The organism is Sulfitobacter sediminilitoris (assembly GCF_010667575.1).
GTDB lineage: Bacteria > Pseudomonadota > Alphaproteobacteria > Rhodobacterales > Rhodobacteraceae > Sulfitobacter > Sulfitobacter sediminilitoris.
This window is the reverse complement of sequence record NZ_JAABNT010000046.1, coordinates 1-8,344: the sequence shown is the minus strand read 5'-3', so window position 1 is coordinate 8,344 and position 8,344 is coordinate 1. Positions and strand designations below refer to the sequence as shown.

Sequence of the window (8,344 nt, the reverse complement as noted above, 5' to 3'; positions counted from 1 at the left end):
GACGGACACGTCGAGACCTACATAATGGGTCATGGTCGTTCTCCTTTACGGCTGGTTTTGTGAGGCCGATACTATAGGACCTCGTTAGCCTCCGGAGAGCGACCGCCGCAAACACACCATGTCATTCTCTGCATACGCGAAAAGTCCAGACCGCAATGTCACAAGCGGTCATTCAAAACGCCTAGATACATGCAGCTTCATACCGGTCGTTCGTTGCGCGCATGTCGAGTGTCTCACATGCGGGACTTTGCGGACTTTTGGCAATGGCAAAAAGTTTATTTGAAATAGCTCTTCAACGTTGCTGAAATGGAGAGCTTCAAATCGGACCCTGATCAAAAACCTGGCCTGCTTCATTGTTCTGGAATACCAGCTTGGATTAGGGCATTCGCGTATCGATCGACGAATTCCTGATCCTTATATAACCAGCGCAGTTGCCTTGCATTTGCAGCACTTGCGTTTGGGACAAGGTTCAGGAAATCTTGTGCTCTTCGTTTTGCTTCTACAATGTCTTCCTGAAAAACGGCTAACGCCACAAGCATACTGGCTGCAAAGGGTTTGGCCCTCACATCGTTTGTGTTGGATGCCAAGACCTCGCGCGCAAGACGTTCCGCATCAATGTAATAGCCCAGTTCGAGGCGCGCGTAGTTGACCGGCCCGGGCAGCCATTCGGGATAATCAGGTTCCAACCGCATGCCCAATTCCATATGTCGCAGTCCTTCTTGCGGCTGACCACTGGCCGCTTTGACCCATCCGCCGAGCGCATTTGCCTCGGCACTCCCGGGGGACAGAGCCAATGCTCGATCTGCAAACTGGGTTGCTTCATCGTGGTTCAATCTTCCCAACGCTAGTACGGCAGCAAGGGTGTAGGCTTCCCCGAATTCCTGTTTATCCAGCGCCTTGTCGACATACCGCTGAGCCTCGGCCATGTCGGCACCCGCGTCGGCAGTCAAACCAATGGTGATCCGTTGCCAGTGGATCCAGCCCATCAGGTAATTGGCAAAAGGCTGATCAGGATTTTCGCGGAGCAGTTTCTCGTAGATACGTCTGGCTTTGGCGTGCCCTTCCGGGCTGAATTTCTGGAATTCTTCCCGTGCATTAATGACGGCGACGTAATTCTCAAAACCACCGGCCAATTCAATCCAGTTTCTCCCGTCCTCCCCCAAGGTGAGAGAAACTGCCATTTCTTGGAACACCTGCTGAGATATCTCGTCTTGCAGTTGAAAAAGATCATCCAGCGCGCTGTCCTTTCGAATGGACCAGATCAGGCTGCCCTCAATGGCGTCTACAAGCTCCGCTGTCACACGTAGATTATCCCCAACTTGCACCACAGAACCACTGAGAGTGTAACGCACGCCAAGTTCCTGTGCGATCTGCGGCGCATCGAGGTTTTGCCCTTTGTAGGAAAAGCTCGTCGATCTGGAAATCACCAGCATGTCCGGCGACATGGACAACGTCGATATAATACTTTCTGATATTGCGTCGGCAATCCAGCTCGATTGGCCGTCCCCGCCAGATATCGTAAAAGGCAGCACAACGATTGATGGATTGCTGGGAAGCTCTAGCGCCATGTCAGTAGGATCAACCGGCTCGAAGCCAGCAGGAGCAAGAGACCACAGATAGGCGCCGAAACCGAGAGCCAGCACACACAATGCTGATTGGGTCAGCAGGGGCACCATGCCCCGGCGCGACTTCGGCGCTTTGATCCTTTTGCCTGCTTGGTCCGGGTCTAGAAGTACGCGCCAAGCTCGTATCGGTCGCGATATGTTTTTCACCTGTACATCAGCGAGGTCTTCAAAACCGACATCTGCAACGCCTCGAAGCTGATTGTACGCATCACCAGACAGGCAAATGCCGCCGGGATCAGCCAGTGCTTCAAGCCGGGCTGCGATATTGACTCCATCACCGTGGATGTCGCCGTTTTCGTGGATAACATCGCCCAAATGGATGCCCATCCGATAAGTCATGCGCCTATCCTGCGATTGATTGGCCTCCCGCTCGGGCAACTCTCTCTGAATGGCCACAGCACAGGCGACAGCCTCTACAACACTCGGAAACTCCGCCAGAAACCCGTCACCCGTTGTCTTGACCAGACGGCCATGATGCACATCCAGCGCTGGGTCGATGAGTGTGGAATGATGGGCTTTCTGTCGCTGAAGAGTGTCTGCTTCGTCTTGCTCCATTAGCCGCGAATAACCAACCATGTCGGCTACGAGTATGGCTGATAAACGACGTTCCAAATGGCTGGCCTCCTGTTTTTCACCGTAGCAATAAGCCTTGAGTTATCCCACACTAATGTGTGTGGTGCGCAGACAGCGGATTTGAGGCTGGTGAAGATTATCCTCGCTAAGGAATGACCGAATTGGGCTCTAATGTCTGGGCTGAGCGCTTGTTTCGGCGCTGATTTTGGGCATATGTAACGAAGCCCTCAGATCGATGGTACCTACTTCATCAAAATACATCCGGCGGCTTGGCCAAGGGCCCCCAGGTTTCGGGATCCGGCAACCCGACACTCGCCCACGCTTCCTGCAAAACCTTGGAATCGGAAGATCGGGTTCGGGGCAAATCATCCAAAATATCGAACCAGGATATCTTGCTCTCAATTCCCGAGTGAACTGATGGCGCGAAGTTTCCCGGTTCATCAAGGCTCGATGTATGTACAACCAGATAGGCGGTTTTCCCAGGCCGAACCATTTTGTAGGTAAGGCTTGCACCACATTTGGAACAGAAGCCGCGTTCCGCTATCGGCGAGGACGTGACATAGCTCGGTTCCTCATGCAGAAACCGAAATGCAGATCGCGGAAAAGCTGTCCATGCGTTTACCATTGAGCCAGAGAATTTCCGACAGCAACTGCAATGGCAGTAGCCCGTGCTAATGGGTGGCGCATGGACTTCGTATCGGATAGCTCCGCAAAGACAGCCGCCCTGAATGATCATTTTTGCTAGATCTTCTTCGTCAAAATCCAGAAAACCCGCCACTTTGCCGGGTGATGACTGGGTCATGTATACATGAATTTGGGCATCCGTGTCCTTGAGCCGCTTGTAGCCGCAGTCTTCCAGCGGCAGGTCCACCTTGCCTTTAATCTGGGCCATAACGTCGCCTGACACGGCGATGCCACCCGGTTCTGCCATCGCCTCTAACCTGGCGGCAACATTCACTCCGTCGGCCAACAAATCATCCCCCTGTACCACCACGTCTCCGACAGACACACCGACCCGTAATACAAAAACTTCTTCGTTACCGGACTGGAGCGCCGCGAGAGCTGATGCCCGTTGAATTCCAACAGCACAACTAACCGCTTCCATCGTGCTCGAAAATTCGGCGAGGAAACCGTCACCCGTGGACTTGAAAACCCGGCCTCTGTGAGCCCCGACCAGCATTTCGATCACGTCGCATTTGAGCCGCTCTAGCCTCTCCAGTGTCCCAGTTTCATCGCGAGAGACAAGCCCAGCAAAACCGACGATATCCGTGGCCATAACCGCCGCCAACTTGCGTTCCATGTCCATCCCCTAAGCTCAATCGGACACGCATGAGTCCTCGGCCTCAGTGTGCCATAAAACACCGATGCAGGGAAATTTGGTCATAGATACACTGCTACTGACACACTTTTACGGGTAGCTTTGGGCTCCGAGCAGCTGTTGCGTGCCAGATCACCTTACGACCGCTTCAGACTGATGGATGTTCGGTTTTCCGGCTATCGTGCTGACAAGCGTTGATCTTTGGAAAGTTTGGAACGGCCGCTTTCGGATCGCGGTTCAAACTGGACCCGCTGCATCGCCGCAAGGCTGCTTCGAGCCCGAATTCGACTTATCGGGATCACGTTAAGAGCTAATTCGTTGAACCAATTTCAGCGATGTTATAGCGTATTTCTCAGCGGCGCATGCTGTGTCAACGGATGGTTTTAACCAGCTTGTGGGGACGTCACAGCGCAAGTCCATCTTCTGAGGAGATCAGGCCACTTGTCGGACTTTTTCAATAATCGGCTGGAAGCTTCTGTTGTCTAATCTCATCCGGCGAACCATCGATTTTATGCTTTGGACCCCTCCAGGGATGGAAGGTAAAGAAGCGCGATATTACATGTTTCACCGCCTTGGACAGTGGGTTGCGGGCTTTACTCATGCTTTGTGGGCAATCACTTTTGCAGTGAATGGCGTAACCGTCATGGCATATTACAACATCGCCGTAACGCTTATTTTCGCTGTGTACGGATATTTTTGGCCGCTTCGCCAAGGTCCTATGTGGTACATCCACCTACTCTATTTCGTAGAAATACCTCTGCATGCTTTGCTTGGCACGCTCTTTACAGGGGGCGCAGCAATGTTCTGGCTCTTCCCGCTTGTGCCTGCGACTGCATGCCTTGTTACACCTCAGTTTTCATGGGCGCGCAAAACAGCGATTTGCACGGCGCTTACAGTTTGCGCCATTTCTTTTGGTGTTCTTGCAATAATTTCGCAGCCTTGGGTGATTATGCCTGAAGCTGCAATTGTCTTTCTCTTTATCATCAATACAACCAGCGTCTGTTCAGCACTTGTCTTTTATCTAGGGATTAATCAGCATCTGGTCGAAGTTGCTGAGGCGGGTTTGAAGCGCGAGTACGAACGCGCCGAAACTCTCTTGCACAATATCTTGCCCTCTCCGATTGCGCTGCGCTTGAAGAACGGCGAACGCGTCATTGCAAATGAGCATCGGGAGGTCTCAGTTATTTTCGCAGACATCGCGAACTTCACAACCGCAAGCTCGCAACTTTCGGCGAGCGAGCTCGTTGAATCCCTAGACCTGATCTTCACCGAATTTGACAATCTGGCAGACACGTTTGACGCCGAGAAGATCAAGACGATTGGTGATGCCTACATGGTTGTTGTGGGGGTCCCGGAAGAAAAGCGGAACCATGCCGAAATTGCGATTGAGCTTGCGACTGAAATGCTCAGCGCCGCTGAGACCATCAGTTCGCGCACGCATTTCGATGTCAATTTGAGAGTTGGTGTCAATTCGGGGCCGGTTGTGGCGGGCGTCATCGGCAAGCGCAAGTTTGCATATGACCTATGGGGTGATGCCGTAAATCTGGCGTCACGAATGGAAAGCCAAGGCATGCCTGGGCAAATCATTGTCACAGAGAATACCGCAAAGCTTTTGTCCGACCGTTTCACGGTGACACCAGTCCGATATTCAGCGTACAAGCCAACATCTGACGGGCCAGAAGCAAGGCTGTTAACTCGCATTGTCCCGCGATGCCGACATCAAACTGGACCTAAACTTTGCATCCACGGCGAATGTCTCCTCTGACGGGCCGCACCGCAGCATCTTGAACCATCGGCGAACGGCAGGTTGGGGCCGGAATTGCAAAATCTATTCGTCATATCAGACTGAAATATTGCGATCGATCTAATGGCCGCGAAGAGCCCATCCTGTGAGTTCGAGTTTCTCGCTGCGCGCGCTCACAGCATGGGAAATGCGGCACCAGCATGATTGAGTCCGCTGCTATGCGGTGGAGAAACCGGCCGTTCATGCTGGTCGCAGCGAGAGCTTAAGCCCCAACTGACGAGATGCGGACTTGTGGGCTACCCTATCGGGTTGCGCAAATCGTCCATAACCTCTGCCGTGAACGATGCAGTAATACTCGGCCATGATAGCGGCGGTATTGTGCTGTCGCGGGCGGTTTAAAAGTCGGCCACTTTTGCCCTTTCATTTGATGGGAGGGCTTGGGAGCATTCACACTGGAATTGTAGTTGAAGGTTCGTCACGCTCACATTGAGGAAGGTTAGCCAGCGATCCTGCTCTTATCTTTACGTCGCAAGCGCCCGCGCATCCGAAAATGACAATAGTTTGCGACTGTTCTCGTCCCAGAGGTGAAGCCGCGCGCAGCGGAAACTCTCCCAAAGCGTAAGGCGCCGGGACTGCGCAAGGATATCGTGGTCTCGGACGACCTCGCCTAAGCGATAGAAGGGAATGTGGCTGGCTAGGTGATGCACATGGTGAACACCGATGTTCGCGGTTATCCAACGCAGAATACCAGGCAGATCGTAGTGCGAACTTCCGTTGAAGGCGGCATCGTGCACGTTCCAGTCTCCCTCATGGTCCCAGAAGGTGTCTTCGAACTGGTGCTGGACGTAGAAGAGCCACATCCCCGTACTTGCGGCCAAAAGCATGGTCGGCAGGAACACGAACAACAGCACGTCCCAACCGCCCAGCCAACCGATTGTTGCAAGCGCGGCTCCGATAACGACGTTGGTTGCCAGAGCGCTGAACCAATATCGCCATCCTGATCGCATCAAACCGACAGGAAGCCGGTTCTGCAGAAAAAACGTGTAGAATGGGACGACACCAAACAAGAATAGCGGATTGCGGACCAATCGATACGATGCCCTGCCGACCCAATTCTTTTCCCGATACTCCTGGACTGTCAGTGTGGGTAAGTCGCCGACGCCTCGCTTGTCGAGATTGCCGGTCGTCGCATGGTGAATTGAGTGGGTTTTGCGCCATATGTCATATGGCGTCAGCGTTAAGACCCCTATGAACCGACCCATCCAATCGCCTACCCGGCGGTTTTTGAAGAACGCGCCATGACCACAATCGTGCTGGATCATGAATAAGCGGACCAGGAACGCCGCATTGGCAAGCGCCAGCGCCATTGCCAGCCAAGGGCTGATCGACAGCATCCACCAGGCCAGAGCCCAAATCGCCACAAAAGGCGCAAGGGTTACGATCAGTTCGAAGATACTGCGGGAGAGGATAGGTTCGCGATATTTGGCGAGCACCCGGGTCCATTCGGAGGGTTGCATTCTGGTACCTTTCGTATGTCGAGCCTGAAACTGCCCTCGTGTTCTGGGCAATCTGATGCGTTCCGGACCGGGCGCGTTTCAGCTCTTTTTGGCAGTCTTGGCCGGGGGCTTTTTGCGGGCTCTACTGGGCTTTGCCGTTGGCGTTGGCGTCTCGGCTAGCGTGTTGGCCTCTCTCTCGAGGCGAGCCTTGCGAAGACGATCTGTCTTGATTCTGCGTTTTTCCGTTTCTTCGTCAAGGATTTCAGTTACTGCGCGCGTTGTTTTGTCCATCAGCGTTTCCGCGCGTGGTTTGGTGCTTTTGAACAATGTGGTCTTTGTAAGTCTAGTCATCTGGTGGTCTCCTTGGTGAGCTTATCACTGGGGCCGCGACATGGGCCGCCAGGCTTTGGATGGACTGATATTTCCGACGTCCTGTGTCTGAATGGTGATCGACGAGTGACGCAGGCATTGCGCCGCAATGATCAAAGAATGGGTGTTGTTCCGGTGTTCGCATGGTCCAGCTTGAAGCCAGCAGTGTTTGCTGCCGCAAGGAAAGCTTTGCGGGCAGAGCCAACCGTACCCATACAATGCATCGCCGCATCAATCCGACCGACCGCAACGTCTCGGTAGCGATCGGCAACCGGCCACTTTTTCCGAAGCCAGTGTGAGGCCTGTTCAATGGTGGTGAATTTCTTGGTGCCGCCTTCTGGCGACAGAACTAATGTTATGGGGGTTCCCCAGTTAATTTCTATCAAGTTTTTGTTCCATTAAAATCGGGATGGCCATCTCTGAAAAACAAAGGGCCAAATCAAGTAAGGAGGCGGGAACAGCCCAAAGGTCATTCCCGTCTTACAATTCAGTTCAACGCCGACTTACGCCAGTGCGAGATTGGTTGCAGCTTCGCGGCCGTCCCGGCCTTCTTCGATGTCGAAGGTCACAGTCTGCCCATCGTCCAGCTGATTAATCCCTGCATGTTCAAGGGCGGAAATGTGAACGAAAATATCCTTCGGTCCATGCTCAGGGGCGATGAAACCGAAACCTTTTTGAGTGTTGAACCATTTCACGGTGCCGTTGGCCATCGTAATGTCTCCTAGAATAATTGCCATCCACATCACGCGATAGCCCGGCTCAGTGTCGTCGTTGGATCAACTGAGGCCGCTAGAAAACAGAAGGTCGTAAAAAGATACATCGCACAGTTTAAGTGGGTACATATCCTCTTCATTACAAGTGCTAAGGACGCAGAACACGGAATGCGACCAGGTCGAACGACGGGTCTCGGGAAGAATTTACCGCGTCGCCGAACATCTCATGCCGCGGGTGCAAAGGCTTTACGCAGTCGCATCTGCTGCAACTGCAAAAGGCCGCTTTGTCCCGCAGACTGTGAGTCCGCTTGTGCTGAGATTTTGCAGTCGCAGCGAATGACATGGTGTGTTTGCGGCGGTCGCTCTCCGGAGGCTAACAAGATTCTATAGTATCGGCCTCACAAAACCAGCCGTAAAGGAGAACGACCATGACCCATTATGTAGGTCTCGACGTGTCCGTCAAATCCGTATCGATCTGCGTGGTTGATGCCGCGGGATCGGTACTC

Annotated in this window: 6 protein-coding genes; 1 reads left to right on the top strand and 5 read right to left on the bottom strand. The window is 53.3% G+C overall.

What is annotated here, in order from left to right; all coding sequences use genetic code 11:
- Positions 1 to 350: 350 nt before the first annotated feature.
- Positions 351 to 2,237 (bottom strand): adenylate/guanylate cyclase domain-containing protein, encoded by a 1,887-nt coding sequence (locus GV827_RS22675; protein ID WP_164356525.1) that lies wholly within the window; start codon positions 2,235 to 2,237, stop codon positions 351 to 353.
- 211 nt (positions 2,238 to 2,448) lie between these two features.
- Positions 2,449 to 3,474 carry a GFA family protein gene (locus tag GV827_RS22670; protein ID WP_164356523.1) on the bottom strand — a complete coding sequence of 342 codons (1,026 nt, stop codon included), beginning with the start codon at positions 3,472 to 3,474 and terminating at the stop codon, positions 2,449 to 2,451.
- A gap of 574 nt (positions 3,475 to 4,048) precedes the next feature.
- On the opposite strand from GV827_RS22670, the gene GV827_RS22665 reads away from it, so the two are divergent.
- A complete protein-coding gene (locus GV827_RS22665; protein WP_164356521.1) occupies positions 4,049 to 5,281 on the top strand; it encodes an adenylate/guanylate cyclase domain-containing protein in 1,233 nt (410 codons plus the stop codon).
- 500 nt (positions 5,282 to 5,781) lie between these two features.
- Here the strand turns inward: GV827_RS22665 and GV827_RS22660 are convergent, their stop codons facing one another.
- The 3 genes from GV827_RS22660 to GV827_RS22650 form a co-directional block, all read right to left on the bottom strand.
- Entirely contained in the window at positions 5,782 to 6,777 is a 996-nt protein-coding gene (locus GV827_RS22660) for a fatty acid desaturase (RefSeq protein ID WP_164356519.1), read from the bottom strand.
- Positions 6,778 to 7,238: 461 nt separating this feature from the next.
- Positions 7,239 to 7,511: a DUF982 domain-containing protein gene (locus tag GV827_RS22655; RefSeq protein WP_204326055.1), complete on the bottom strand. Its 273-nt coding sequence runs from the start codon at positions 7,509 to 7,511 to the stop codon at positions 7,239 to 7,241.
- A gap of 117 nt (positions 7,512 to 7,628) precedes the next feature.
- Positions 7,629 to 7,835: a cold-shock protein gene (locus tag GV827_RS22650; protein ID WP_164356517.1), complete on the bottom strand. Its 207-nt coding sequence runs from the start codon at positions 7,833 to 7,835 to the stop codon at positions 7,629 to 7,631.
- Positions 7,836 to 8,344 lie beyond the last annotated feature (509 nt).

Excerpts from the sequence above, each read along its gene's own strand:
- GV827_RS22660 (WP_164356519.1), bottom strand. The coding sequence starts at position 6,777 with ATGCAACCCTCCGAATGGACCCGGGTGCTCGCCAAATATCGCGAACCT.
- GV827_RS22650 (WP_164356517.1), bottom strand. The coding sequence starts at position 7,835 with ATGGCCAACGGCACCGTGAAATGGTTCAACACTCAAAAAGGTTTCGGT.
- GV827_RS22665 (WP_164356521.1), top strand. The coding sequence starts at position 4,049 with ATGGAAGGTAAAGAAGCGCGATATTACATGTTTCACCGCCTTGGACAG.
- GV827_RS22670 (WP_164356523.1), bottom strand. The coding sequence starts at position 3,474 with ATGGCCACGGATATCGTCGGTTTTGCTGGGCTTGTCTCTCGCGATGAA.